This window comes from Niallia tiangongensis (genome assembly GCF_044704065.1).
GTDB lineage: Bacteria > Bacillota > Bacilli > Bacillales > Cytobacillaceae > Niallia > Niallia tiangongensis.
In genome coordinates this window covers 740,184-767,084 of the sequence record NZ_CP162613.1, presented here as the reverse complement: position 1 = coordinate 767,084, position 26,901 = coordinate 740,184, and the positions used below count along the sequence as shown (strand labels likewise).

General features: G+C 33.7%; 22 protein-coding genes and 2 pseudogenes. 12 read left to right on the top strand and 12 right to left on the bottom strand.

All coding sequences use genetic code 11. The annotated features are described in order from the left end of the window. Positions 1-209: 209 nt before the first annotated feature. Positions 210-527, bottom strand: a complete 318-nt coding sequence (locus AB3U99_RS03780) for a hypothetical protein (protein WP_400245587.1) — start codon at positions 525-527, stop codon at positions 210-212. Positions 528-736: 209 nt separating this feature from the next. Beyond that, the gene (locus AB3U99_RS03775) at positions 737-1,090 is read right to left on the bottom strand and encodes a hypothetical protein (RefSeq protein ID WP_400245585.1); all 354 of its coding nucleotides are present in this window, start codon (positions 1,088-1,090) and stop codon (positions 737-739) included. Positions 1,091-1,199: 109 nt separating this feature from the next. On the opposite strand from AB3U99_RS03775, the pseudogene AB3U99_RS03770 reads away from it, so the two are divergent. Next, a pseudogene (locus AB3U99_RS03770) lies at positions 1,200-2,282 on the top strand (tyrosine-type recombinase/integrase). 316 nt (positions 2,283-2,598) lie between these two features. Here AB3U99_RS03770 and AB3U99_RS03765 read toward each other — a convergent pair. Then, entirely contained in the window at positions 2,599-3,486 is an 888-nt protein-coding gene (locus tag AB3U99_RS03765; RefSeq protein ID WP_400245583.1) for an FRG domain-containing protein, read from the bottom strand. 221 nt (positions 3,487-3,707) lie between these two features. Between AB3U99_RS03765 and AB3U99_RS03760 the strand changes: the two genes are divergently transcribed. Further along, complete coding sequence (locus tag AB3U99_RS03760) at positions 3,708-4,709, top strand: toll/interleukin-1 receptor domain-containing protein (RefSeq protein ID WP_400245581.1); 1,002 nt, start codon at positions 3,708-3,710, stop codon at positions 4,707-4,709. Positions 4,710-5,013: 304 nt separating this feature from the next. Here the strand turns inward: AB3U99_RS03760 and AB3U99_RS03755 are convergent, their stop codons facing one another. From AB3U99_RS03755 to AB3U99_RS03725, 7 genes are all read right to left on the bottom strand, one after another. After that, positions 5,014-6,207, bottom strand: a complete 1,194-nt coding sequence (locus tag AB3U99_RS03755; protein WP_400245579.1) for a hypothetical protein — start codon at positions 6,205-6,207, stop codon at positions 5,014-5,016. Positions 6,208-6,574: 367 nt separating this feature from the next. Continuing rightward, on the bottom strand, positions 6,575-8,275 hold the full coding sequence (locus AB3U99_RS03750; protein WP_400245577.1) for a hypothetical protein: 1,701 nt from the start codon (positions 8,273-8,275) through the stop codon (positions 6,575-6,577). 45 nt (positions 8,276-8,320) lie between these two features. Further along, positions 8,321-9,415, bottom strand: a complete 1,095-nt coding sequence (locus AB3U99_RS03745; protein WP_400245575.1) for a DUF4297 domain-containing protein — start codon at positions 9,413-9,415, stop codon at positions 8,321-8,323. 125 nt (positions 9,416-9,540) lie between these two features. Then, complete coding sequence (locus AB3U99_RS03740) at positions 9,541-10,080, bottom strand: hypothetical protein (protein WP_400245574.1); 540 nt, start codon at positions 10,078-10,080, stop codon at positions 9,541-9,543. Positions 10,081-10,253: 173 nt separating this feature from the next. Next, a complete protein-coding gene (locus AB3U99_RS03735; protein WP_400247950.1) occupies positions 10,254-13,580 on the bottom strand; it encodes a DEAD/DEAH box helicase family protein in 3,327 nt (1,108 codons plus the stop codon). 47 nt (positions 13,581-13,627) lie between these two features. Next, positions 13,628-14,797, bottom strand: coding sequence for a restriction endonuclease subunit S (locus AB3U99_RS03730; protein WP_400245573.1), 1,170 nt, complete (start codon positions 14,795-14,797; stop codon positions 13,628-13,630). Then, positions 14,787-16,277, bottom strand: coding sequence for an N-6 DNA methylase (locus AB3U99_RS03725; protein ID WP_400245571.1), 1,491 nt, complete (start codon positions 16,275-16,277; stop codon positions 14,787-14,789). Before AB3U99_RS03725 ends, AB3U99_RS03730 begins: the two co-directional genes overlap by 11 nt. A 330-nt stretch (positions 16,278-16,607) precedes the next feature. Here AB3U99_RS03725 and AB3U99_RS03720 point away from each other — a divergent pair, with 330 nt between their 5' ends. The 7 genes from AB3U99_RS03720 to AB3U99_RS03690 all read left to right on the top strand — a co-directional run bounded on the left by AB3U99_RS03720 (position 16,608) and on the right by AB3U99_RS03690 (position 22,433). Further along, on the top strand, positions 16,608-16,769 hold the full coding sequence (locus tag AB3U99_RS03720; protein WP_400245569.1) for a hypothetical protein: 162 nt from the start codon (positions 16,608-16,610) through the stop codon (positions 16,767-16,769). Between the two features lie 141 nt (positions 16,770-16,910). Continuing rightward, positions 16,911-17,051 carry a hypothetical protein gene (locus tag AB3U99_RS03715; protein WP_400245567.1) on the top strand — a complete coding sequence of 47 codons (141 nt, stop codon included), beginning with the start codon at positions 16,911-16,913 and terminating at the stop codon, positions 17,049-17,051. A 65-nt stretch (positions 17,052-17,116) separates the two neighbouring features. Further along, entirely contained in the window at positions 17,117-17,314 is a 198-nt protein-coding gene (locus tag AB3U99_RS03710; RefSeq protein WP_400245565.1) for a hypothetical protein, read from the top strand. Beyond that, positions 17,280-17,681: a recombinase family protein gene (locus AB3U99_RS03705; RefSeq protein ID WP_400247949.1), complete on the top strand. Its 402-nt coding sequence runs from the start codon at positions 17,280-17,282 to the stop codon at positions 17,679-17,681. The genes AB3U99_RS03710 and AB3U99_RS03705 overlap by 35 nt, the downstream gene beginning before the upstream one ends. A gap of 33 nt (positions 17,682-17,714) precedes the next feature. Beyond that, entirely contained in the window at positions 17,715-19,127 is a 1,413-nt protein-coding gene (locus AB3U99_RS03700; RefSeq protein WP_400245563.1) for a recombinase family protein, read from the top strand. Further along, positions 19,124-20,596 carry a recombinase family protein gene (locus AB3U99_RS03695; RefSeq protein WP_400245561.1) on the top strand — a complete coding sequence of 491 codons (1,473 nt, stop codon included), beginning with the start codon at positions 19,124-19,126 and terminating at the stop codon, positions 20,594-20,596. Before AB3U99_RS03700 ends, AB3U99_RS03695 begins: the two co-directional genes overlap by 4 nt. 247 nt (positions 20,597-20,843) lie before the next feature. Continuing rightward, on the top strand, positions 20,844-22,433 hold the full coding sequence (locus AB3U99_RS03690; protein WP_400245559.1) for a recombinase family protein: 1,590 nt from the start codon (positions 20,844-20,846) through the stop codon (positions 22,431-22,433). A gap of 20 nt (positions 22,434-22,453) precedes the next feature. Here the strand turns inward: AB3U99_RS03690 and rlmD are convergent, their stop codons facing one another. Further along, a complete protein-coding gene (gene rlmD, locus AB3U99_RS03685) occupies positions 22,454-23,854 on the bottom strand; it encodes a 23S rRNA (uracil(1939)-C(5))-methyltransferase RlmD (protein WP_400245557.1) in 1,401 nt (466 codons plus the stop codon). 492 nt (positions 23,855-24,346) lie between these two features. Here rlmD and AB3U99_RS03680 point away from each other — a divergent pair, with 492 nt between their 5' ends. Together AB3U99_RS03680 and tnpA are read left to right on the top strand one after the other, a co-directional pair. Continuing rightward, complete coding sequence (locus AB3U99_RS03680) at positions 24,347-24,487, top strand: hypothetical protein (protein WP_341191764.1); 141 nt, start codon at positions 24,347-24,349, stop codon at positions 24,485-24,487. Between the two features lie 189 nt (positions 24,488-24,676). After that, a pseudogene (tnpA, locus tag AB3U99_RS03675) lies at positions 24,677-24,927 on the top strand (IS200/IS605 family transposase); the annotation flags it as partial. Positions 24,928-25,029: 102 nt separating this feature from the next. On the opposite strand, the gene AB3U99_RS03670 reads toward tnpA, so the two are convergent. Next, positions 25,030-25,488: an RrF2 family transcriptional regulator gene (locus tag AB3U99_RS03670; protein ID WP_400245555.1), complete on the bottom strand. Its 459-nt coding sequence runs from the start codon at positions 25,486-25,488 to the stop codon at positions 25,030-25,032. A 170-nt stretch (positions 25,489-25,658) separates the two neighbouring features. On the opposite strand from AB3U99_RS03670, the gene hmpA reads away from it, so the two are divergent. Next, positions 25,659-26,867 (top strand): NO-inducible flavohemoprotein, encoded by a 1,209-nt coding sequence (gene hmpA, locus AB3U99_RS03665; protein ID WP_400245553.1) that lies wholly within the window; start codon positions 25,659-25,661, stop codon positions 26,865-26,867. Positions 26,868-26,901 lie beyond the last annotated feature (34 nt).

The following is a 26,901-nucleotide window of genomic DNA, read 5'->3' as shown; positions in this document are numbered from 1 at the left end:
ATTTGTCATTCCTCCAATTAATATTTTTCGTTTAATAAAATGGCTTGCTCCGCTTGATCTATCTTGCTAAAAACTATTTGATTTTCTTAAACATAAAATCACTCCAATAATAAAATAAAGTAGGGAAACCACTCTCATGGCTTCCACCTTATCAAACCGTACGTGCCCTATTAAGGCATACGGCTTACCCATATGTTACAATTTATTAATCAAGAGGATGCGTTCCAGGCATTTTGCATCTTTTGAAGCCGGTGAAGAGTAAAATACTCTTCGCCTTTTCTTTTTGCACGTCTAATTGCTTGTTGATATTTTCGTTTTCCTCTGTTCTTCATCTCTTCTAGATATTGCTCTAATGTATAACCAAAGGCTTTGTTTAGGTATAACCAATAGCTAGGAATTAGTTTAATTTTAACGAAGAACTGGTTGTTCCATTTAGACCGCATCTTTTGTTCTTTCTTTTGACTACGATGACGGTGGATAAAAGCTACTCCCAGTCTTCTTATGTATACGTCTATTTCTAAGAACATACGTTTCATCCAACGAGTAATACAAGAGCTTTTCAGTTATATTTCTTCATTGGACTTAATCGCTTTGATGATGGTCACATAATAATTAACTTTTCCTCGTATTATTGGGGTTACACGATTTATCCATTCTTCTTTGCTTAAAGTTAATGTTTTCCGTGTCTTATCTTTTATTCTGAGACGAAAGTCTTTCATAGATTCTTTCTTTGGTGTTACATGGAAAACTGGTTTCTTATCTTTCTTTCCTTGTCTCCAATGGTGAAAAGTGAATCGATTTGTAGTGCTCTTTCTACTCCCCTGTTTGGTCGATACCCCACTGACCAGTTATGAAATAAGAGATCTTCGAACTTTGGTTGAAGCACATTCACTACACACTGTTGTACGATACAGTCTTCTATTGTAGGAATCCCTAGAGGCCGTTTCTTGCCATCTTTCTTTGGAATGTATACTCTTTTTACGGGCTGTGCTTGATACGTTTTTGTTCGTAATTTATTTAGAAGGGACTGGATATTCTCTTCTATTTTAGTTTCATAACTTTCTATTGTTTCTCCGTCTATTCCACCCACTCCTTTGTTCGCTAGGTCAGTCTCCTCGGGAGTGGACTTACACCACTTGGGATTCCTTCATCATTTTCTTCTCTCAGTCGTTTCATCAAAATGACGTCTCTGTCTGAAAATGCAAAAGAAGAGTGTTGACTTTTATCAACACTCTATGCGACTGCCCGTCGCACAAAAAGAAGCCCTCGCAAAAATCGACGAAGCTTTAAACAAACTTAAGAAACAAGATAACGGTGAAGTGTCTGCAGAGCTAAGTGAAATAACAGTTAAAAATCTATTCGAGCGGTGGTTCGAGCTAACAATGAAGCGAAAATTAAAGGAAACAACCTTTAGAGAGTACACAAATGCTTCAAATTACAGAATCATCCCTGTATTAGGTGAATACAAGGTAAAAAAGTTAAATACTATTATCCTTCAAAAGTTTATTAATGATCTAACAGACGAAGGAAGGACTTTCTCCAAGATATATAGAGTATATCAATACCATTACGGAGCATTGGATGCAGCTCGTAAATGGAAAGTTATCCCCGCTAATCCTCTTATCGATGTGGAAAAACCAAGACCAAGAAGAATCGAACAAAAAACATGGTCTGTGGATGAAATGAACATTTTCTTGGAAGTTACTAAGTTAACGAACCTTAGACTCTATACAATAATTAATACCGCCTTAAGTTCCGGTTGTCGTCGAGGTGAAATTCTATCCTTAACTTGGGATGACCTAGACTTGGAAAAGAATGATCTTAATGTGGATAAATCTCTAATTTACAATAAAGACGGATATAAGTTTTCCACAACTAAGTCCCAAGCATCTAATCGTGTAATCAAACTAGGTGATTCTGCTATACAGGTTCTTAAAAGTTGGAAAGCGCATCTGAACAAAATGAAAATGGCCCTTCGCAAAAGTTACGAGGACCATAATCTAATTTTCTCAACACAAACCGGAAAACCAATTTTCCCTCGAGCATTAACAGCAGATTTTAATAAAGCAATTAAAACTGCCCATGTTTAAAAAATCCGTTTTCATGATTTGAGGCATACTCATGCTACCATGTGTCTAGAAGCAGGTATGTCTTTAAAAGAAGTACAAGTTCGTCTTGGCCATAGCAGTATAAAAACAACTGGCGATGATGTTTATGCTCATGTCACCGAATCAATGAAAGAAAAATCAGTCGATCTCTTTGAAAAATTCATCTCTAAATAATTTTATTTGCAAGGTATGTGGTCAAAATGTGGTCAATGTGTACATACCTTGCATGAAAAGCCTGTTATATCAAATTTAATCGAGCTACGCATTCAACATGCGTGGACTGTAATTGGCAACACAAGGGATGTTGGTGGGTTTATCAACTATCCATTATAGTGTACTGGTTTTACAGTATGTAAATCAAACCATATAAAGGTGCTGCTGGCTTGTTTAAAAAATGCTTACATACCTTAACAACAGGATTCTTTTTTCTCCAATTATCGCCAACGAATTTATAGCTTTTTTAAATTTATATATCTAACTATACTTCACATTAAGAATGTGTCTGATAACGATTAATAAATTCGGTGAAATTATATTCTTTGGCATTAATTAAAGGTGTTTCGTTTAACCTATATTTACTTATGTCACAGCCAATGCTTTCTAAGTATCTGTTAATTAATTTTGCTTCATTGTTAGGTATAATTAGTTTTTTTAGAACTCTCTCTTGAAGGTTACTATCACCTAAAACAATTTCTTCAATATAAGACCTCATATCTCTGTACTCTTTTGGAATAAAAACAAAATGACCATACTGGCTATGCATACGTTCAATATCACCTGACGCGTAGACTCCAATACTATAACTATTAGGACTTATAGCAGCTCCTAAATCTTGATTTATACGCAGGAAATATGCATTAACAAAATTTTCATACGTATTGCTTGGTTCAGGGTGTTGTAGTTGATAACTGTCACGTAGTATTTCGTTCATTTTTTTAGGTTCAAATAACCAAAGGACAGCATCTTCTTCGTTCATATGAGCTTTTTCTGTTGCAAAAAACAAAGATGTATGTAAACTTTCAGACCAATCTATGAATCGAGTTGGAATGCCATAGTGTTGCATATAAAATACAATATCCCATCCATTCATTGTTATACTTCGGTATAAATCAATATCTTTCTCTTTTAGTTCTTCCGTAAATTTATCATAAATCCACTTTTCATAGTGATGAATATTATTAAAGTGGATTAAACGACTTACTTTTCGTTCATCCGGCTCACCATTAAAATTCATTTGTCGATATAATGTTGACGGCATACTATCAAATAATTTAGATTCGCCTCTATACCAAAGATTACCCAATTTCATATTGTGATCTTCAATATGATTAATTATTCGACTTTTAAGCTGGTCATACGCTCTCTTTTCATTTTCCATAAAAATCCCCCCTATTATTTATTAATTATAATCAATATCGGATATTCCCCATACCCGTTCTATTTTCTAATTCCTCAAATCTAGGTAGTTTTTTTGAAAATAAAAATGATGACTAACAAGATGTTCACTTATCTTCTGTTATAATTAATACGTCAAATCACTCTATGATTAAAGATTTAATTGCATCAGACAAAAGTTCATTTGTAAAAAGGGGCATTCGAATGGAAAGAAAACGTGTTTTTATAAGTTATAGTTGGGATTCAGAAGAACATCAAGAGTGGGTTCTCTATCTTGCTAACCGATTAAGAGAAAAAGGGTTAATTGCAGATACAGATATCTTTGAAACGCAGGAAAAATCAGTCCATCTTAATAGAATGATGGTTGAAAAAGTAAGGGATAGTGATTACATTATTATTGTTTTGACGGAAAACTATGCAAGCAAAGCTGATAACTTTGAAGGTGGAGTAGGATTTGAATCCCAATTGACACTTCCGTTATTGATGGAAAATCCTAATAAATTGGTTCCGATAATGCGACACCAAGGAGACTATAACAAGGTATTTCCTTTCCACTTCAAAGGTCAGTATGCAATAGATTTTAGCAACGATACAGAATTTGATGATAAACTTGACGAGTTAATCTATCGGCTATATGAAAAGCCACGGTATTATGTCGAGCCTGTCGGTGAATTTCCTACACTGGAGCCTAAAATACCTTCAAGAAGAATAATAGAAAAACCAAAAAATTTGAATAAAACTATATCTGTGGATGTCGATTTTTCCGATATAGATTTACCAAGCCTTAAACGTATCACAGATCGGGATATTGAAAAGTTTATGAAGGACAGTTTTAAGCAAATAGTTGATGTATTCAATTCACTGTTTACTCAGATCCAATCTACAAACCCAGAATTTGAATTTGACCAAGATGACGTGGACAACTATAAAACTGTTTTCAACTTGTATGTTGACGGTCAAAATGCGAACGGAATAAAGATATGGTATGGTGGATCATTCGGACGTAATACCATCAATCTCTCCTATGGTAGACACATAAATATGTCAGACAATTCAATGAATGAGATGATAACGTATGATATTGATGATAAGAAACAATTGAAGTTAAAAATGACAATGAATATGTTCGGAAACAAAAATGCTTCAACCCCAGAGGAAATCGTCAAAGAAATTTGGAAAAACAATATTGTCCATTCTATTCGGTAGCTGCACAAGACAAAGGACATATTAGTTTGATGTGAACCTTATCAAGTAGGCCGAAATAAAAGAGCAGCAGAACTTAGTAGTCTGAGTTCATTACTCAGTATAATATAGATACGACTAGAAAAACGAATTCATTTAATGGCAAAGTTTATAAATCTTTTCGATACGTAAAAAAGGACCATTTCGGTTCTTTTTTTAGTTTGTAAAAGAATATTTTTTTCTCAAAACTCTTGTTATTTCCGGCTTTAGTAACCCCTTTTAAATGCGAAAAATACAACATAGGAAGTAAATGCACTAAACGCTGGTTTTATTTATTAGGTAAAATCACGAATTTGAAGTTATTACCGTCTGACTCTAGACCGACTAAAAAATTTTTAATTTCATAATACTGTGAGGGACTGCTAAACAAGAACTCATTAGCTTCTTCTGGTTTAATCTCTGAGTTAAGACTCAAAATCAGCCATTGCATATATAACAAACCTTCTTCTCCTAAAGGTTCATCAGATTCAAATTTCACTTCTTTAATTAAAGCATCATTATTAGTTAAAATTTGAATATCTCCTATATCATTACCAAAGGTATAAATGTGTTCATTATCTTTTCCGTTTTGATAATTGGGACGGTGAAGAATTTGGTATTCTACTTGATTGATTGAGTATTCGTTAACGTTAGCAGCATAATCATTTAAATTTATTTTGCTTACTTCTCCTGTTGTAATAGAGGGAAGTTCCGACAAATATTCGTTCTCTTCAATGTTCTCAAAGGTATTCTTTGATTCCTCTATATCTTTTCCAAATATTTCCGGATAATAATTTACTAATTTATACTCCATATTAACCACTCCATCTATTGTAACCACCTGATGAATTAAACCAATATTGGGTGCATATGTTTTAACGGTAATTTCCCTTGAATCTTCCGTAATTTCTGTAACTTCTATACAATTAGAGAATGTACCGAATGAAGTTTGCACTTCTTTATTTATCGAAGTAATACTACTTTGTTGATCTCCTCCTAATTCATAATTATTTATCCAACTATTTTTAGTATTACTAATAATAGTTGTATCCTTAAGGGTTGTACCTACTAAATTATCGATTTGGCGTATCAGTTTAATTTCTTCAAGTGATAATCTATAATTCTTAATTGTATTTAGACTTTCTGCTGTTTCTGAGGGGAACTCTTCCATAGTAGAGGAAATAACATAATTTCCTTCCTTATCTTCATTAGTAACTATTTGCTTATAAGTACCCACCTTATCGTTTTCTTCATTTGTTATATCAAAGGTGGTAGAGGAATGCCGATTTGACGAAAAATATATACTAATATCTTTAATCGTTTTTAAAGAATCTTGGGGGACTGGCTCAATCTCTTTGGAAATTTCTAAAACTGTCTTATCAACACTATTACTATCTACCTGGTTAGTAAGCGGTTCTTCATCTGAATTGCTACAAGCGGTTATCACGATTATCACCAGTATCAACAGCAGTTTTTTAGTCATTGAATTCACTACTTTCTGCTTGGATTCATTAATAAGTAGATGATAATACTAATCCTAACTCATCTAAATAGATAACCATTAAAGTGATGAAATGGATTAATAGATTCATATCCTCCTGCTATTTATGCTAATCAAAGGAGGAATCACGTTCTCGATTTGATTATCCACATATTGCAACTAGTTATAATTAAGTTTAACCCCTATACTCTTGAACCAGATTTATCTTTATACCTAGTTTCTTCATTTAAGCCATCAGTTCGAGTTAATGTCCTTGGTAAGGTCAGTAAGATTATAAGTTGAACCTTTTGACTGTTTCCGGTTGAAATTCAATGAGCTCTTTTAACTTTGTCCATATCATTATAGAAAATCATCGGAGATTCAAGCTCTCCTCTAAAAGTTGGTTTATTTCCATAGAGACAGATTCGTATTCATCTTCTTGAAGTAGGCTATATTGTGTTTTTAGTTCTATTATCTTACCTTCAAAATCAACTTCAGTATCCATTTCTCTTACTCCCAAGATAATCTGGGAGTTCCTTGGCTGCTTCTCCAAAATAACGTTAATCATTTTCCTTAAATTCTCTGGAGATTGATCCTGTTGATTTGGAGAGTCAATAACAATAGGACAAAAGGTTGCAGTCGAATATTTAAATACTACTTTTAAGAAGCTATAATAATAAGCTAGTAATGCTCTTGGCAATCCGCTTCCAGTTTCCTTTATTACTGAATCAATGGCTTTATATGATTTTTGTGACATCGTAAGCACGTCTAATTTTAACAGAAGGTCAGTCATTGTATTTGTATAAAGGGTTTTTATTTCCTTTTGCCTTTCTTTATCATCATAGAATTTTATATTTTCCTTTAAAAGGTCAATCTTTTCAGTATTTTCAACAATATCTTTGTTCAATCGACTTATATCCGAGTCTAATAAAACTCTAAGCTCTTTTTTGCCTTCGTTTTGAATCAAGTCCCTAAGTGTAATTTCGCCTTGTTTCTTATCTAAGGTTTCTTTAATTTTTTCTACCTCGGTATTATTTTGATTAAAGGATTGATACTGAATAGCAATTGCCTCTTTTATCTCTTTTAACTCAAGCTCCTTTTCAATCAATAACTCCTGACAACGATCTTCGTCTTTTGCTAAATCAAACCTTTCAGCAAATGAATTCTCGTAGATACTTCCGCAAGTCGGACAAGAAACTACCTCATCTTCATTCAATGCAAATTGGTAATCCATATTTAATTCTGTCATTGTGTTCTTAATGATTGAAATTTGGGATTGAATACTAATTTTTTTATTGTTAAGCTCTACAATTTTTCCTTGTAGTGCATCCCCATCTTCTCGTAAAGAATGATAAAGCATCACTAATTCGTCTATTTCTCTCTTAAAGGCTTCCATATCAATGTCCAATTGAACTCTAGTAAATTGATCAATGAGTTTGTTCGATACATTTTGAGTAAGTTTCTTTTCAGATTCTAAATTTGAAACTACTGTGTTATATTTTTGGATTTCAGCCTTTGTTTCATAATACTCATTTGGTTTGATACCAGAATGATAATTTGCCATATCTTTCTTCCAAGTTCCTTTAAGGTGAAACAACTTATCAAATGAAGACCAATTTGCTTTCCATCCTGCATCCTGATCCACATAAAAGGGAAGGAAATAATAGGCTGGTGGTGGTGTAATCAAATCTCCTTGCTTGTTGTTCAACTTAATCTTAAAGCCTAATATAGTAGACAAATAAGGACCTAAACCTTTTGTAACACTATTAAACGTCTCAATGGATTTTGTTTCGTGGTTAAAAACAGCATAAAATTTATCTTTTCTTAAAATCGTGTAATCTTGATTCTCCACGCTGAATTTAACAACAGTTATCACATCAGCGTTTTGCCATTTAGGATGAACAATTTTAGGAGTTGCCCCAAAGGTAGTATAGATGCTTTTTAGTAATGAAGATTTCCCAGTGTGGTTAGTCCCTTTTATAATTGTTGTCTTTGGATGAAATTGTACCCTCTTTGCTTTTCTCTCCATTTTCGATAACAACAGTATCTCGTTTATTATTAAGCTCTTCATAATTCCTCTTCCTTAAATTCCGGATTAGTTTTCTAAAGTTTCCATTCATATCCCGTAATACTCCATTAGAATAATAGATTTTATATAAAATTCATCATAAATACAGTTTGGTTCTGTAACCAAAAAGTGTTTATATGTTGGCTCCAATATTCCTTGATAAAGTTTCGAAATAGTTGAATCTTCAATATATGGCTCAAGCGTTCTTTTAATTATATTCTTAATCGATAATAAATACTGATTAGACAAGTCCATTTTTTGAATTTCATACTTGTCCCAAGAGCTTCTTAGATTTAACCTTACTCTAATGGGGATGCCCTCAGCCAATAACTGTCTCTCAGTCATATTCCACAATTCTTCATATTTATTTTCTATATCAACATTACTTAGAATATGTTCAAACATAGAACGACCAATTGATTTATGTTTTATTAAATCCTCAAACTGATCTAAATCATATTCATAATTGTTTTTTCTTTTTACTTCATCAAAGATGGATTTATATATCAACCCTACTCGAAACTTACCATTGGGATTTAATTCTTCTAAAAAAACCCCTAGCTTTCCTCTCACATACGTCTCTCGGTCATTTACATTCAAATCAGACACTTCCAAGAAAGTCATATCAATTAGGTCTGGATCGTCAGCCAAATTAAATTCTTGTTTGATTTTCTTTACTACCTTTCCTACTTCACTTGACGAAAGCTGATTAAAACAAATTTTTCTTTTGTCAATCCCTTTCTCCTCTAATGAATTTAACTTCACATTAAAAAGAGCATTTGAAACAAAATGAATTGACAATGTATGTTTTTGAAACTTCAAACGACAATCGTATAGTTTCCCCAATATGGAAGGCAATTTGCCGCTTTTCCCTGAACTTTGTCTTGTTAAATCTGTGGTAGACCAAGTACCAGGTTGCTTTGTTTTTAGCTGATAAAATGACATTTGATCCGGTTCTTTCTCGCTATTAAGTACAACCACATCATCGTGATAGTCTAGGAGAATTAAATAGTCTAAATTTTCCTTATGTAACTCTAAAATTTTGCAAATCACCCAATCCTGCTGATAAGCAAAGCGATTAGCAGACCTAGAACCACTTTTTTCTCTCGGTTTTATATTTATAATTAATTCCTTAAGTTCCATTTGATCCGCCCTTAAAAAAATGATTATTTTATACATAATTCGACTTAAATCAATATTTTCCTTCAGTAATCATTATATTCATCAACCTGTTCCGTTATTTAAACTGCAATGTAGGTCGGTGTTACTTATCCATTTATAAAGTTAATAATTTCAACTAGGTCTCCAGCTGATGACCCCGAAAAGTCAAATTCTGTTCGTTTTGTGCATAAATCTTCTAATACTTTTTGAAAAGAGATTATCTGAACACCCTGTTGAGAAATATAGATTAGTTCTTTTGAATCCTTAACATTTCCATAAACGAATTGATAACGCCAGTTAGCATTAGACATCAGTTTATCTCTAAATAGTTGTTTTTTGGATGAGCCATACTTATTTTCAACCCATTGTGTAGCACATAATTTGAGTTGCTGATCATTTCTTAACTTTGCACTTGTATTCTTTAAAACTTGTAATTCATTCATAACTTGTGATGTCAGTTTGCTTATATAACCAACCGGCCGTATACTAACTTGAACTTCGCAGTGGATACAATCCCATTTGTTTCCGCCAATATTTTTTATAGCCAGGATATCAATTTCATCAATCTTGTCTTTTAATCCTCGTATAGTAAAATAACCGTTACGATTGAACCATTCCTCAACCAATGTTTCCGCTTGAAGAGCCATCAACATCACCTCTTATCAATAAAATCCCCTTACTAGCTGTCAAAAGCTTAAAGACAATCCTGTATGCCCCCTATTTTTCAAAAAATACTCAAAAGGTTTACCTGAAAATTAGATAAACCTTTTAATATTCTCACAGCTTCGAGCTTATGTTTATTCAGAAAATTAATGTAACATTAAGCCCCTTCAAACTCCTCCGTATTACGATTAATTACATCGATTATTTGAATAATCCCTCTTACATCATCAATGTTATCTCTAAACAGTTCAGTTACGCTACCAAGAGCCCGGAATGGATCTTCTTGTAATACCTTCTTTTCAAGAGTTCCATTTTTGACGACATAATCAATAATGAGTTTAACGAAACGTAGTTGGTTAACATTTAACTTTTCTTCATTTAAGAACTCTGAAAAAGCTTCATTGGCTGCCTGTTGGTCAAGACCTACTACTTGTCTAACCAGTTTTACAATCGGGGTATCACCAAACTCTTTTTTATAGTCTTCCTGTGTTCCTAGCTCAGTCCAAAGAATTCCCTCAAGAGTTTCTACATCTTGTCTGGTCAGTGTCTTGTTATGCCGGAGCTTATATATGGCGGTTTGATCTTGATGTTCTTTCAAGTATTGATTTACCTTCTTACGGTAATTTTGCAGGTCATTTGATCCATAAAAAGGAGCTTCACCTTCACCAATTAAAGTGAAATTATCCTTGAAGTTAGTGTAATAATCTTTCTGGCTTTCTTTTTCTAGGAATTTAACCAACTCACGTATTGCTTCACGAACTTCTTCAAGTTCAAAAATATTGGCTTCTTCCCAAAAAACATCAGTCTGTACTTTTAATAGGATATCTCTTTTAGCATTAACTTGTGGGATGGTACTTAGCTTAGAGAGCTCTTCGGCTGTTTGAACTACACTTTTAATTGGCCTAGTTGCATTTTTTGCAGTTAGTTTTGCAAGTTCAATGGAATACATTACGCTATCAAATCGCTTTGCTAGTTCATCATCCACTATGGAAATGATCAACGGAGAGATATGCTCTTGTATTTCACTTACATTCGTTACACTAAGAGCTTGCCAATTGTCCCTGTTTTTATATTTGTGGACATACTGTAGATGCATTCTTACTTGGAAGTTTTCATCGTTAAGCCGACTAATCTCTTGATACACATCTTCAATTAGTTCTTTACGGTGTCGAATATAAGGTTCTTCTTGAAAATCGATTGCCTGGAGTTCTTTAATAATATCTACTTTCAAATTAAAGATCCGTTCAGTTAATCCAACTGAAACTTTCCCTTCAATTCCTTTTTGATTTTCTCTAAAAAACTCAAAGTTTCTTAAATAGTCAAAAATTAAAAAGTACTCTTTATCCTCACCGACTCCAAAAAGATTTGAACATAGGCGAGTACCACGGCCAATCATCTGCCAGAACTTAGACTTTGATCGAACCTTTTTGAAAAATACCAGGTTGACCACTTCAGGAATATCTACCCCTGTATCTAACATATCTACAGATGCTGCAATCTGAGGAAATTTATCCTTTGTTGAAAAATCATCAATAAGAGTTTGAACGTAATCGACTTTATAATCAATTTGAGCAGCAAATTTCCCATTGTATTGCGGATATATATGATTAAACCGTTCAACAATACGTTTAGCGTGCTTGGAATTATTAGCAAAGATAATTGTCTTACCTAGCTTATCTCCACCCTCAACCTTGATCCCTTTCTCCATTAGGTCATTTAACACTTGATCAATAGTATTGTCATTAAACAACCATTGGTTTACAGCAGAGTTACTTATTTCTTCACTTTCTTCATCAAAGGTATCTTCAAATTGTTCTTTTTCTTCATCAGATAATTCATCATAACGGAGACCATCATCTAATATTTTCGAAGACGCTTCAATTGTTCTGTATTCAACTAGATAACCATCCTTTACTGCTAGTTCAAGTTCATATGCATAAGTAGGAGCACCAGTTTCTAGACCAAAAATATCGTAAGTGTTTTTATCAATTTCATCCTTTGGAGTAGCTGTTAAGCCTAATATGATACCATCAAAGTATTCGAAGATTGCCCGGAACTTTTTATATATACTTCGGTGACTTTCATCAACAATGATTAAATCAAAATGGCCAACAGTAAAAAGCTTATTACCGTCTTTTCGTTTTGTATCATCAATCGTATTCATCATCGTCGGATATGTCGAAAATACCATTCGGCTTAATTCAGGGTTGTCTTTGTTATCAAGCAAATTACAGAGAGTCATACTCGGGAGGAGGTTGTTAAAATTTTTCTTTGCTTGTAATACCAAAGCAGTCCTGTCCGCTAAGAACAATATATTTTTCACCCAGTTGTGTCTTACCAAAACATCTACCAGGGATACTGCGGTTCTTGTTTTTCCACTTCCAGTAGCCATAACTAAGAGTGCTTTTCGTTGTTTTGATTGAATAGCTTCACAAACAGCAAGGATTGCTTCTTTTTGATAATAACGGTTTGAAATCTCATCCTTAATTTCTATATTATCTAGCGGTTTTTGAATTGTACGTCTATCAATTAATAGTTGAAGATCTGACTTAGTATAAAATCCAGATACTTTCCTCTCAGGATAATTCATATCATCCCAGAGGCGAATATCAAAACCATTTGTATAAAAGATAACCGGTCTTTGACCGTGCATTTGTTCAATGCAATCAGCGTATAACTTAGCTTGCTGCTTTCCTTTATTTGCATCATAAGAGGTTCTCTTTGCTTCAACTACAGCTATTGGCTTCCCATTATCTCCAAGTAGAACATAATCCACAAATCCTGTATTCTTATTGTTCGGCATACCAGTAACTTGATATTCTTCAATTACATTTTTTTCAAACTCCCAACCGGCTAATTTAAGTTCTAAATCAATGTAGATCTTTCTGGTTTGAAGTTCAGAAATTTCGTCAACTTGAAAATTGTATTGTTCGGTGTTCTCAATGCGTTTATCAGTTAAGACCTTACGTAGTTCCTCATTTTCACGCATCAAGTCTTCAAGCTTTCGGTCTTTGGAACTCAACTTTTCATATAGCTCTTTATATTCTTCAGGTCTTCTTCTTGGCTCGTCTCCAGTTAAAAGAAGCTCTTCTTTGAACTCTGTCTCTGAATAACTTTCTGAGTAGCAATAATCTAGCCAATCAACAAATTGGTGAAGATTATGTAATGCTAATACAGCCTCATCCCTTGTAATAGTAGAATTAGTGTGAACCGCCACATTACCTAGTTTAATGATGTATTTCATTAAAGGAAAAAGATCTTCATCTATAATTGACTTAAAAGTTGGCTCGTGAATCAAACTAGATAAATTATCTTGGTAAGGTACTTTAAGTTCGCTATCTGAAGTATATAGCCATTTTACAGACAGTTCTAAAGCACGACGAGTTAAAATGGCACAAGTAGCAGGACTTACTTGGAGACTTTTTTCAGCCTCCAAGCAAGAATTTGCAAAACTAGCAAAATGAGCTTTCTTTTGTAAAAACATAAAATTTGTCACCGAATTATCCCCCTTAACTAATATTAATGGCGATACTAATCATTAGAGTAATCTCCTTTAAATGCACCCTGGGTTAGTGATTTAAAGTTTATTTCAAGTTCATTAAGACTGTATTCTAGTAATTCAATTTTTGATTGAATAAATTTGTACTTTACTTCAAAATCATTTTGCAAATCAATATTAGGGTTAATAGTTAAATAATTTAGAAGTTGCTTCTTATCAATCCTGGGAATATTTGCTCCCTTACTGTTAGAAACAGCATATTTAACAAAAGCATCTGACCTTAAAATAAATGCAATAAAGGCCTTATTAGCCTTACCTTCCTTAACTTTTAATGGGTATGCATCTGTACTACATAATCCCTCAAAGTTTGGTATGGCTACTTTATTTAAATATGGACGAATTTTACTATACAGGATGTGTTCAGATTTAAAATAATATTTACTACCTGAAACCTTACTTTCTTTAATTGTTCTTAAATTGATTAGCTTGCCAGAAATCTTCTCAATATTATCAATCCCTACTAAGTTATAGTCTTGATAATCACTAATAGTCTTTATAACTTTTGTGTCAACTTCAATCAATTCCGATAGGGGAACTTTGTCCCAATTATTATTTTCTCTTAAATCCCCAAACATCTCAAAAAAAATACTCTGCATTAACTCAAATAATGCTACTATTTGTGCTTTACGTAATTCGATTAGATTTTCAGCCTTTTTAAGTATTTTTACAACCTTTTGTTGATAGTTTGTATTAAAAATAGGCACTCTAAGGTTTCTAATATCTGATAAGGATATAAAAGATTGTGTTCCGCCTCTTTTTACAAAATTTATTTGTTGATGAAATAAATCAGACTTTAAGTAATAGTATAAATAACTATTATTTAATTTTCGGTCTGAATCAAACTTGAATAGTGCTACATTTTTTATAGCAAATTTCTTTTCTGTATTAACTATCATAGGATTTCCAATGGTACCTATCATTGGCATTATAATGTCACCATTTGATACTTCAGACCTTTTGTTAATTTTTTTGTAATCTTCTTCAGAGATTAAATTAACATTAGAAAAATCAATTTCTCCATCCTTTATATTTTTAGATGTTATTAAAGGAAAACCCTCATTAACATATTTGGGAGAATCGTGTGTACCATCCCGTATATCAATGATATCTTTTAATGCAACTTCACTAAGTTTATTTGTCATTGTTACCACCTGAACTTAATACCATTTTTTCTAACTCTGAGAAGCCAACTAAGATTTCCTCTTCCAGTTTTTTTATCTGAGTTAATATAATCTCAGGCTTTTCATACTTTACTTCCTCAAAATCACTTTCTTTATATTTATTAATTGACAGGTCATACCCATTATCCCTAATTTCATCCACCGGTACGATGAAAGATTGATGATTTCGTTTTCTTTCTCTTTCAGTAGCTAAATCGCTAAACCTATCTAATATATCAGAAATGTCATTTTCTTTAATAGGGCTCCGTTTGTCATCTAAGGAGTACCCGTCTGCTTTCATATCATAAAACCAAACATTATCCGTTCCACCAGCATTAGTTTTGGTAAAGATCATTACACCAGTTGAAACTCCCGCATAAGGTTTAAATACGCCTGATGGCATTGATATAATTGCTTCTAATTTTTGATTATCAACAATTTCTTTCCGAATAGATTTATGAGCATTAGAACTGCCAAATAATACGCCGTCTGGAACAATAACAGCAGCCCTTCCGCCTTTTTTTAGCATTCTAAGAAATAATGCTAAGAATAATAACTCAGTCTTCTTTGTTTTTGTTATTTTTAGAAGGTCGTCAGATACGGAATCATAATCCAAAGAACCCTTAAAAGGTGGATTAGCCAGAACAAGTGTGTACTGCTCAGTATCCTTATTCTGCTCGGACAAACTATCACGGTAAGCTATATTAGGATTATCTACCCCGTGAAGCATCATATTCATTGCACCGATTCTGAGCATTGTTCCATCCATCTCAAATCCGTGGAACATTTTTTGGTTAAAATGCTCTCTCAGACTTTGAACCAGGAACATATCACTATGATTTTCTTTTAAATACTCTCCAGCGGAAACAAGAAATCCTGCTGAACCGGCTGCTGGATCTACTATAATATCTTCAGGTGTTGGCTTCATCAATTTAACAATCATATCAATGATATGACGCGGGGTTCTAAATTGGCCATTTGTACCAGCAGTTGAAAGTTTAGAAAGTAAATACTCATATAAATCACCTAAAGTATCCTTTTTACCACCTGTATTACTGGCTTGCATTAATCCATTTATTCCTGCAACTACTCTTGCTAAGAGCGATGGTGTAGGAATTACAAAAATAGCATCCTTCATAAATTTAGAGTAAATAGATCCTTTCCCACCAAGATCTTTAATAAATGGGAAAACTTCCTGGGTCACCACATTAAACATTTCATCTGGACCCATATTTGAAAAAATAGACCAACGCAACTGTGGCTTATCTTGTGGGAAGATACCTTCGTGTTCTATGCCTAAAAGTTCTGCATCCATTTCTTTCTTCTTTTCGTTATCATCTAGGCCCTTGATATACAACAAATATGTAAACTGCTCAATAACAGTTAAAGGATTTGTTATTCCACCTGTCCAGAATGTCTCCCAGACTTTATCTACTTTATTCTTTAATTCTCCCGTTATCATTGTTACACCTCATAAATAATAAGAATCATACCAAACACATATGTAAGGTTAATTATACTATAACTCCCAATGGAAATATAATGGAAGATCCCGCTATCAGAGTCCAAAAGCACAATACTTTTTACCTAAAAGAAATATATTTTATATTTTTTCTGCAAAAACTGGTTTTCAAAAAAATTAAAGAATATAATCCGTTTGAAAAATTTATCGCAAGAAATTTGGATGTAATTCAACCAATAATTAAACACTTACATATAAGAATCAGTATTGAGCTTTAGTTACTTCCTTTTTTCTTACATAAAAATATCACTAGAACAAGGAGAGAGAATTTTGAAAGTTATACGTTGCTACGCTTCACAAGAAAATGCACTTAATGCAAGGACTATTATCCAAGATTTATTAGTTTCTGAAATAGATAGAATAATAGATCAAACATCAAATGAAAAATATTCACTAGATAAGAAAGACCAGATAGGAAGTGAGTGTGCTTGAGACATACAGAATCAGATTTATCCTTAACTAGATTAGAACATAACAACTTTACTGAAAAATTAGTAAGACTTCAGGAGGAAGGCTACTTATCGAACTTCCTACTAGAACAATTCCTAGCATATAAAACTGGGGGCATAAACAATGAAAGAAAAAAGCATTAATTCTTTTCCCGGTGAGAAGAAAGGAATTATCAAAATACTTATTAAAAACACAGATAAAGAGGAATCTGTTCAACTAAGATTTGATTTAGATTTTGACGATCAGAAATCAATCAATAGTTAGTTATCTATGATTAACCGTATAAAACACACCTATTTCCGTCAAAGATGTAAAGCGGAGGTGTGTTTATGCGGAAGAAAATTAATATCCAAACGGATTCTGAGATTAACCCTGTAGCTGAGATTTGGATTCAACATTTAATCCAGCGAATAATTGTTGATCAATTAGATTTACCTCATCGGCTTCAGGCAAAATTACTTCATCAAAAAATTGCGAAGGAAAGTGAGAACAATGATTCAAACAAAAGAAAACATAACAAAGTATAAGGTATTCTACCGTCGAGCTAACATCACCAATCAAAATCTAGAAATACAGGAATCAGCAGATTCTTTATACAGAGAGAATTATTCACCTAGTGAGATTTTAATAATGAATGAAAATGGAGTTTCTGCAAACACAACTATTGAGAATCGGCCACAAATGAAAAAACTGTACCAAATGATTATGAACGATCAGATTGATCTTATCTACGTTTATGACCGATCAAGATTGTTCCGAGATTTTTATTTATTTAATGATTTTCTTTTACTCTGTAAAAAACATAACGTGAACATCTTCTATACTTCAACAGGAAATGGTTATCAACAGGAAACACACTGCACACTTTTAGACAATCTTTTTTTAAAAGATTAATTACTTCAAAACATAGTAAAGGGAAGAGAAACAATGGTTCAAACAGTAAAGAATAAAAGCAAGTATAAGGTCTTTTTTCGTAGAGTGAGTACCACCAACCAGGATTTAGCTATGCAGGAATCAGCTGATTCTATGTATCGCAAGAATTACATTCCTAATGAGATTTTAATTTTGAATGAGGATGGAGTTTCTGCTAATAAACTGGATATTGAGAAAAGGCCACAAATGAAAAAACTGATTCAAATGATGATTAATAATCAAGTTGAGATTGTCTATGCCTTTGACCGCTCAAGATTGTTTCGGGACTTTTATGAGTCTAATTACTTTATTTCACTGTGTAAAAAACATAATGTAAAGATTTTCTTTACATCAGCTGGGAATGGTCATCAACAGGCAACAGATAGCACATTTATTGAAGGCGTAATGAACATTGTAAGTGATGTTGAGGGAAAAAACATTGCTAGGCGAACAGAAGAAGCTAGAAAAAGATATCCACCTCATAAACTTGGATACATAAAACAAAAAGAGACCAAGCAGTACATTAAAGATCCTAGTAAAAAGGATTCTTTACTCCAATTCTTCACTGCAATCAAAAAGGTTACAACACATAAAGATTTGGAAGAAACTTTAAAAGAGTATAAAAAGGCCCTTAAAACTACTACAAATCAACTAATAAAAATTGCTAGGGACCCTTTTTATGCCGGATATGATTTGACTACAGGGAGGAACAAACTTTCACACGTAGAGCCTTATTTAAGTTATGAGGGCTTTGAAGAATTACAAGCTCACAATGCCGTGCTTTTAACTTATCAAGAGATTGAGCGATCTTTAAGAAATCAAGATATTTACAATGTGAGCTGCGGCATTTGTAGGAAGCCAATGATTTTTTATATGGATATCCCAGCTGAAAAAGCCTGGTACTCCTGCTCACGAAAACACTCAAAAAATTTATTAGGAACTGAAGATTTATTTCTTATTATTAATAAATCACTAGGCAAAATCATTAAGCACCTAAATACCGAACTGCTACTTAAAGATTCAAGGCACTTCTTCCAAATAATTCGGAAAAATGTTGATGCAGAATTGAAATCACTAGAAGTAAAAAAACATAATTTGATGGAGAAAATCATTTTTGATACTGATGATTTTACCAATTGGAAGGAGAACCCTCACTACGTTGAAATTACAAAATTAGAGAACATACAAAAGGATCGTCTTAACCTAATAGAAGAAAAAGGGGACCTTTTATTAGAAAATGAAAACTTAGTAAAACTTGTAAAAGAATATTTACATAAATGCAGGCAAACAAATCCTTTTTTTCTAACTTCGTTACTTATCCGAACATTATATGTTTATCCAAATGAGGTAAACATTGAAGTTAACAAATTTGACTATATCCAAGATTTTCGTTCCCAATACATTTTTAAAGGAGATGATTTACTTTGAAATTAGCATTTGCTTATATTCGCCGTTCTTCGTATAAGCAACAAGAAAATAACAGTGTAGAAATCCAGAAACAGCATATTCAAGAATTCGCCAAGCGGAATCAACTCTCTGTCACTGATGATTTAATTTACATTGAAGACGTTACAAGTGAATATTCCAAACGTGCGGCTCAACGAAAAAAGCTGATGGAACTGGGTGAAAAAATGGTTGAAATGAATATACCGACTGTTATTTTTCACGATATTTCTCGGATGGATCGTACTGGTTATTCATTCACTATTGATTTTTACCGCCCAATGCTAGAAAAGCTGCCGGAACTAGAAGTCTATACAACTAACTCGAATAAACCTATTGATCCAGAAGATACCAGTATCAAAATGAATTTCTTGTTATTCCAACACGAATCAGAAGTAAAATCTGAGCGTGCAGTAGGTAATTTAACAACTTTTTTAGAAAGTAAAGAAACATTTAGACCCGGTTCAAAAACTCCTTATGGATATAATCAGATAAAAAAACAAAAACACCAACAACAATTGGAACCCAATGAAAATGCTGACATTGTATCTTTTATTTTTTTCCTTTCAGGCTGGGGGAAGTCTTTACAAAAAATTGCCATAATCTTAAATGAAGCAGAGATTCCTTCACCAAAAGGCGGAATATGGCGGTCTAGTACAGTTGAAAACATACTTAAAAATCCAGTTTATATAGGCGAATTAATCTGGAATGTACACAAGAGGAAAGATGATGGGCAAAGGCAATTCATTTTTGAAAAATCACATCAACCTATCATTAACAAATTCCTTCCTCAATTAATTAAACAAAACAATCATTTGCAAAAAACATTCGGCCGGATAGATACACCTTTTTTATTTTTAAACAAAGTGAAATGCAAACATTGTGCTCAGCCCTTAAGCACACAGAATGGCTCAACTAAAAGAAATGGAATCAAATATGACTATTATTACTATGTATGTAAAAGTTGCGGATATAAAGTTGGCATTCAAGAAGTTCACAACAGATTTATCCCAGAAATACTAATTCGTGTTAAGGAGTTAATTTCAACAAACCAGATAATACCTAAGACATTGGCTTTTATTAACGAACTGAGTATAGAAGTTGAACAAACTGTTGATACAAAGCAAATACTTTTACAAAAGCTAGAAGAAAAATTAAAGATAGCAAGAGATCTTAAAGATCGAGAACTTGAGCTAAAGATTTTGGAATTTATTCAACAACACAAAAATTCTTTAAGAGAATACACGATTTGCCAAGAAAATTTAAAGGCCACTTATCAACTTGTAGAAAAGGATCAGTTCTTTTCCAGATTTAATGAGATACTGGATCATCAATTAGGATCAGATGAGAAAAGACTCATCATCCTGTATTTTGTAGACTACCTTATTCTCTCTACTGACCAGGAACCACAATTACATTTTAAATCAAATATCTTCTCCAATCTAATTGATTAACATATTGGATGAATTATCGAAATGTAGTAGTTGATTATTGGACATAGAACCGAACATTTAGCTGTTCGGAAATATCGCAAACTGAGACTATAACCAGAACCCCTATAACTAGGGGTTTCATTTGAGGCTAATTCGGTACTTTGTCCAGATTGGTATACCATTCTGGATGAAGTATCGAAAAAATTATTATTAGTATGGACGAAGTATCGAAAATTATACATAGATAAATCATTAAGGAGACCTATCAATGAATTTAATTACAACTCAGTTAAGACCTATGAATGTGGTCAATACTATACCTACAAACCCACCAACATCTCAATACTTTACTACTAATGGTGGTGATCGTGTTTTGAGATGTGCAATATATGCTCGTGTCTCCACAGAGATGGATTCACAAAGAACTTCAATCGATAATCAGATCGATCTATTTCGAAATTACGCCGCCCAAAATGATTGGGAGATCGTAGAGATTTATACTGACAAGCAATCAGGAACAAAAGGAAACAGACCTGGTTTAAAGACATTAATTGAAGATGGAAAAGCTGGAAAATTTGATGTAATACTAGCTAAAGAACTTTCCAGACTTGCCCGTAATGGAAGATTATCGTATGAACTACGAGATATCTGCCTGATAAATAATATTCATATTGTCTGCCTTGATAACTCGATTAATACGATTACCGGGGACGTGCAAAACTTTGGTCTTTTTGCTTGGCTGTACGAAAATGAGTCAGCCACTAGCAGCCGCAGAAATAAGGCTGCCAAACGTACAAAAGCTAATCGAGGCTTATTTGTAGGCTCTAATCCACCTTATGGATATTATTCGGAAAACGGACAGCTAAAAATCCGTGAAGACAACACTCCGGAAATCATAAGACGAATTTTCAGAGAATACTTGGATGGAAAAGGAATGGATTCAATAGCAAAAAGTTTCACAGCAGAAAAAGTTCCTACTCCTTCACAAATTGCTAATAAGTCTAACTCATCACCTTTATGGCACGCTACTACAATTAAAAATATCTTGAACAATCAACATTATTGTGGTGATCTTGTTCAAAACAGGACTGAAACAGTTTCGGTTACAACAACAAAACGAAGAATTCTTGAAGTAGACAAAATTACAATTCAAGAAAACACGCACGAACCGATCATCTCAAAAGAAACTTTTCAGGCTGTAAAAAAAATGCTCCAAAGTAGAACACGTACTACTACTGCACCCAAAAAGCATTTATTCACGAATGTATTGTTCTGTGAAAATTGTCAAAAAGGAATGTGGTACAAAGCAAATCAAAAAGGGTACAGATGCGGCGGCAATATTAAACACGGAGATACTTTTTGCTTAAATAGAGTAGTTATCCGGGAGAAGGAACTTAAAAACACTATCCTAGAAGATTTACAAGAGCTATTCGCATCCATTCAAGACGAACAATTTATTAAGAGCTTACAGAAAAGACTGGATCAAAAGAAGGTTTCAATTACAAATGAACTAACAAAAATCAAAAACAAAGCAAATAAATTACGTACCAGAAAGAAAGATTACCTTGATATGTATGCAGATAAAATTATCTCTCGGGAAGAGTTGATAGAGTATAGAGAGAAGATAGACCAGGACGTAGCAGAGCTAGAAAAGTCCAAGAATGAGTATCAAGAAAAACTTGAAGAGTGTGAAAGTGAGAACTATGCCATTGATTTAGGTAAAAAGCTTAAAGAAGTTTCTTTACTAAGCGAACTTACTCCTCAAGTCTTGCATTCTTTAGTGAATAAAATAACCTGTAGCATTGATGGAAATCTACGTATACATTACAACTTCGTAAATCCTTTTCAGGAAACGTAAAAAGGCAACACCCAATTGGGTTAGTTGCCTTCTTTTAAAATGAGTTGCGAGATACATTCGACGTGCGCCGTATGCGGAAACATATCCACCGGCTGCAAATACTCCACCTTATAATCCTTAGACAAATAATCAATATCCTTCGCCAACGTAGATGGATTACAAGAAACATACACAAACTTCTTCGGTTTAACCTTTTTAATCGCATCTAATAACTTACGATCACAGCCTGTTCTCGGTGGATCGACTACAACCACATCAGGACGCCACCCCTCTTCTACCCACTTCGGCAGCCAGTGTTCTGCTGTTCCTGTTACATAGGTTGCGTTTTCGATACCGTGTTTATCTGCATTTTTTTGCGCATCTGTAATTGCTGCTTCGATCGTATCCATCCCTCGGACTTCGCTTGCGCCATCTGCTAGCCATAAACCAATTGTTCCAACCCCACAATAGGCATCTACAATTTTTTCTTTGCCAGTTAAGGCAGCTGCTTTTTTCACTTCATCGTACAGCTTTACTGTTTGCACAGGATTCAATTGAAAAAAGGCACGTGCTGATAGTTCGAAATTTAAATCTCCTAATGTTTCTTGGATTACTTCTTCCCCACTTAAGTGGATTGTTTTTTCTCCAAAAATAAGCGAGGTTTTGTTACCGTTTATGTTTTGTACTAATGATTTCACTTCTGGTAATCTTTTTTGGATTTCAGCCATTACTAGTTTTTTTCTTGGCATTTCTTTTTGTGTCGTGATAAGTACGACTTGAACTTCGCCTGAATTAAATCCTGCTCTAGTTACAATCGTGCGGACGATCCCTTTTTGTTTTCGTTCATCATAGATTGGGATTTGGAATTCTTCTAAGATTTTGCGAACTTCTTCTGATACCTTGTTCGTTAACGGATGTTGTACCATGCAATTCTGAATTGGGATTAGGCGATGGGAATCAAGTCCGTATAGACCTGCAATGATTGCACCATTTTTTTGCTGTCCCACTTGGAATTGGCTCTTATTGCGATAGTTCCATGGATCTTCCATTCCGATTGTTGGGCGAATATCTAATTTATCGATTTTCAGCTTTGTATGACGTTCTAATGATTGGATAACGATATCTCTTTTTTCCTGTAGCTGCTGGTCATAGGCTAAATGCTGAAGCTGACATCCACCGCATTGCTCGTAAATGGGACATGGTGCCTGTACGCGAAAGGGGGAAGATTTTCTTATCTTCTTTACCTTTCCTTCCGAAAACTTAGGCTGAACCTTTGTTGCCTCTACTACTACTTCTTCTCCAGGAAGAGCACCTGGCACGAATACAACCTGTCTTTTAAAATAGCCGACTCCTTCGCCATTTATCCCTAATCGCTTGATTGTTAATGGAAAGGTTTGTCCTACCTTCAACTTTGCCACCGTATTTTGCTGTTTATCTTTCATCTATAATTACTCCTATTATCATCTCTATTAAAAAACTTATTATAACTAGCTTTCCTCATTCTTGTCTTCTTCATATACTAAAGCTTCTTAGCCGAAATATCCAGTTCTGATCATCAGCTGTCTGCAGAAAAAATTCCCATCTCCTTTTCAAAGAAAGACAACAAAAAACACCCTCCCTTCAAGTGCAGCCTTTAGTGCATGACAAAAATCCCTCCTTGGTCAACTTTACTTTTAGAATAACTTGGTACCAAGTTTGAAAGATTAATAAGAAGTGAATTTGTTATAAAGAAATGTTAAGCCCTATTAATGAACGAATCTTTATAAACCAAGATTTTTTACCGCTAATGGGGTGAAAGTAATAAATAAAAGGATAGATTTTTAGGAGAAAAAACCTAGAAATGATTAACATGTTTTATCGTTAGCTTAATAGTGAATTAACAAAGTTTCTATACACTAGGGTAGTACCAAAAATTACTTATTGAGGTGATTCTTTTGAAATTCAAGAAGTTAACATTAGGAATGATGACAGCTTTACTTTTCACTGGTATGCTAGTTGGTTGCTCAGACCAAAATGATGACCAAACAGAAGATACTGAAACAGAAACACCTGCTGAGAATGAAACAAATGAATAAGTAATGAGATAAATAAAAAGGGAAGAGAAGGCGGACTTAAATGTCAGCCTCTTCTTCCCTTTTTTTCTCCGTTCTCCCTCTTTATAGTATAGATTTATCCCTTAAAGGGAATAAGCTTCCTAAAAATAGTATTTCTAATGAATGAAAGGAGACGGAAAAAGAGGGAAATACATATGGCACGAGATAACGATGGAAGAAATGGAAACCGATAAAGACCATATTCATCTGTTGATTTCCTTGAAGCCTCAGCATTATATCCCAATTGTTGTGAAGACCTTAAAGGGGCAATCAGCTAGGAGATTATTTAAACTCCATCCCGAAATCAAAAGATTTCTTTGGGGAGGTCATTTGTGGAGTCCTAGCTACTTTATCGCAACGGTTAGTGAAAATACGGAAGAGAGCAGGTTCGTAGATATATCCAAAACCAAAAACAAAAATGACAGGAGGTGAAACCAATGCTTGAAATAGTAAGCCGTGGTTATGTGTATCGTGCTACCCCTATTTCTCAAGAAAAAGAAAAAAAAGAATAGCACCAACCAAACTTAGATATTGTCTGAGGTTGGTTTATTTTTCAAGGCAAAATAGTCTTTTAGCATCACCTGATTTTCTGCTATATCCGCAAGCGTGTATTGGTCCAATACTTTAAAAAACTGTTCTAAGGCATTGTTTAATACATGTTTTAAAGAACATACTGGCGTAATGACACAAGCATTCTTATCCTCAAAACATTCAACCAAATAAAAGTTCTCTTCCGTTTTGCGAATAAGTTCTCCTATGTTGATGTCAGCTGGATCCTTTGCTAAGCGAAAGCCACCACTTCTGCCTCTAATTGTTTCAATATATCCCAGTTTTCCGAGATTGAAAATAATCTTCATTAAGTGATTTTTGGATATCTGATAAACTTCGGATATTTCTTTTATATTTGTAAGTTTTGACGTTTCTTGTGTTGCCAAATAGATTAATACTCTTAGAGAGTAATCAGAATAATTAGTTAACCGCATAACTCTATCTCCTTTTGTTATTTTTACGGTTCTTATAGTGAAAATGTGAACATTTTGTTAAACATGTTAAAAACAGTGAAAAAGATGTATTTGAAATATTGCTTTTATACAGACAGACTTTTATCATAAAAGATGTATTTGAAATATTACTTTAAAAGAAGGTTATAAAAATGCTAGCACAAAAAACAATTGAGATTATTAAATCTACTGTACCAGTATTACAAGTCCATGGTACACAAATAACTACTGTTTTCTACAAAAATATGTTTACAGCCCATCCTGAACTGCTGAATATTTTCAACCATGCTAATCAAGCAAAGGGACGTCAACAAACCGCTCTCGCTAATACCGTATTAGCAGCAGCACAAAATATTGATCGACTTGAGACTATTATACCAGTTGTCAAACAAATCGCCCATAAACACCGCAGTTTAATGATTAAAGCAGAGCATTATCCAATCGTTGGTGAATTTCTATTAAAAGCGATTAAAGAAGTTCTAGGGGATTCTGCTACCGATGAGATTATCCAAGCTTGGGCTGATGCATATAGTGTAATTGCACAAGTATTTATTGATATTGAAAAACAAATGTATGAAGAAAGTGCTGTTAAAAGTGGGGGTTGGTCTGATTATAAGGAATTTAAAATTAGCAAAAAGGTCCAAGAAAGTGATGTGATTACTTCCTTTTACCTAGCTCCAACAGACGGTAGTTCTTTACCTGCCTATGAAGCAGGTCAATATATTACAATCCGCTTATCGATTCCAGGAGAACAATTCTTATTTAATCGACAATATAGCTTATCAAGTGCTAGCAATAAAGAATATTTCCGAATCTCTGTAAAAAAAGAAGCGGCAACAGAGAATCCTGATGGGAAAGTATCTAATTATCTACATAGCGATATAAATGTGGACGATACGTTAGAAGTTACTGTACCTGCTGGCGATTTTACGCTAATAAAAGAAGAAAGCCCTATTGTTTTTATCAGTGGTGGTGTTGGTATTACACCATTTATGAGTATGGTAGCAACAATTGCCGAAGAGCAGCCAAAGAGAGAGGTAAACTTTATCCATTCTGCAAGAAACGGTGCTATCCAAGCATTTAATGAGGAGTTAATCAGTATTAAAGACAGAATCACTAACTTCCAGCTTTCTTATATTTACGAATATCCATCAGAGAAGGATAAATTAAATCCTTTCTTTAAGAAGGCCGGCTACCTTGACACAGAATGGCTAAAAGAGAATGCCATCGTTGCAGACGGGCATTACTATGTTTGTGGACCAGTTCCATTTTTACAGACAGTAGTAAAAGGCTTGAAAGACAATGATATCGATGATGCACATATTCATTATGAATTCTTTGGACCCTCATTAAAATTATAAGCTAGTTCATATAAAGGCGAATGTGTTTTAATTA

Coding starts and splice junctions, on each gene's coding strand:
- AB3U99_RS03780 (WP_400245587.1), bottom strand. CDS start 527: ATGTTCTTAGAAATAGACGTATACATAAGAAGACTGGGAGTAGCTTTT.
- AB3U99_RS03765 (WP_400245583.1), bottom strand. CDS start 3,486: ATGGAAAATGAAAAGAGAGCGTATGACCAGCTTAAAAGTCGAATAATT.
- AB3U99_RS03760 (WP_400245581.1), top strand. CDS start 3,708: ATGGAAAGAAAACGTGTTTTTATAAGTTATAGTTGGGATTCAGAAGAA.
- AB3U99_RS03755 (WP_400245579.1), bottom strand. CDS start 6,207: ATGACTAAAAAACTGCTGTTGATACTGGTGATAATCGTGATAACCGCT.
- AB3U99_RS03750 (WP_400245577.1), bottom strand. CDS start 8,275: ATGAAGAGCTTAATAATAAACGAGATACTGTTGTTATCGAAAATGGAG.
- AB3U99_RS03745 (WP_400245575.1), bottom strand. CDS start 9,415: ATGGAACTTAAGGAATTAATTATAAATATAAAACCGAGAGAAAAAAGT.
- AB3U99_RS03740 (WP_400245574.1), bottom strand. CDS start 10,080: ATGGCTCTTCAAGCGGAAACATTGGTTGAGGAATGGTTCAATCGTAAC.
- AB3U99_RS03735 (WP_400247950.1), bottom strand. CDS start 13,580: ATGTTTTTACAAAAGAAAGCTCATTTTGCTAGTTTTGCAAATTCTTGC.
- AB3U99_RS03730 (WP_400245573.1), bottom strand. CDS start 14,797: ATGACAAATAAACTTAGTGAAGTTGCATTAAAAGATATCATTGATATA.
- AB3U99_RS03725 (WP_400245571.1), bottom strand. CDS start 16,277: ATGATAACGGGAGAATTAAAGAATAAAGTAGATAAAGTCTGGGAGACA.
- AB3U99_RS03715 (WP_400245567.1), top strand. CDS start 16,911: ATGAAAGAAAAAAGCATTAATTCTTTTCCCGGTGAGAAGAAAGGAATT.
- AB3U99_RS03710 (WP_400245565.1), top strand. CDS start 17,117: ATGCGGAAGAAAATTAATATCCAAACGGATTCTGAGATTAACCCTGTA.
- AB3U99_RS03705 (WP_400247949.1), top strand. CDS start 17,280: ATGATTCAAACAAAAGAAAACATAACAAAGTATAAGGTATTCTACCGT.
- AB3U99_RS03700 (WP_400245563.1), top strand. CDS start 17,715: ATGGTTCAAACAGTAAAGAATAAAAGCAAGTATAAGGTCTTTTTTCGT.
- AB3U99_RS03690 (WP_400245559.1), top strand. CDS start 20,844: ATGAATTTAATTACAACTCAGTTAAGACCTATGAATGTGGTCAATACT.
- rlmD (WP_400245557.1), bottom strand. CDS start 23,854: ATGAAAGATAAACAGCAAAATACGGTGGCAAAGTTGAAGGTAGGACAA.
- AB3U99_RS03670 (WP_400245555.1), bottom strand. CDS start 25,488: ATGCGGTTAACTAATTATTCTGATTACTCTCTAAGAGTATTAATCTAT.
- hmpA (WP_400245553.1), top strand. CDS start 25,659: ATGCTAGCACAAAAAACAATTGAGATTATTAAATCTACTGTACCAGTA.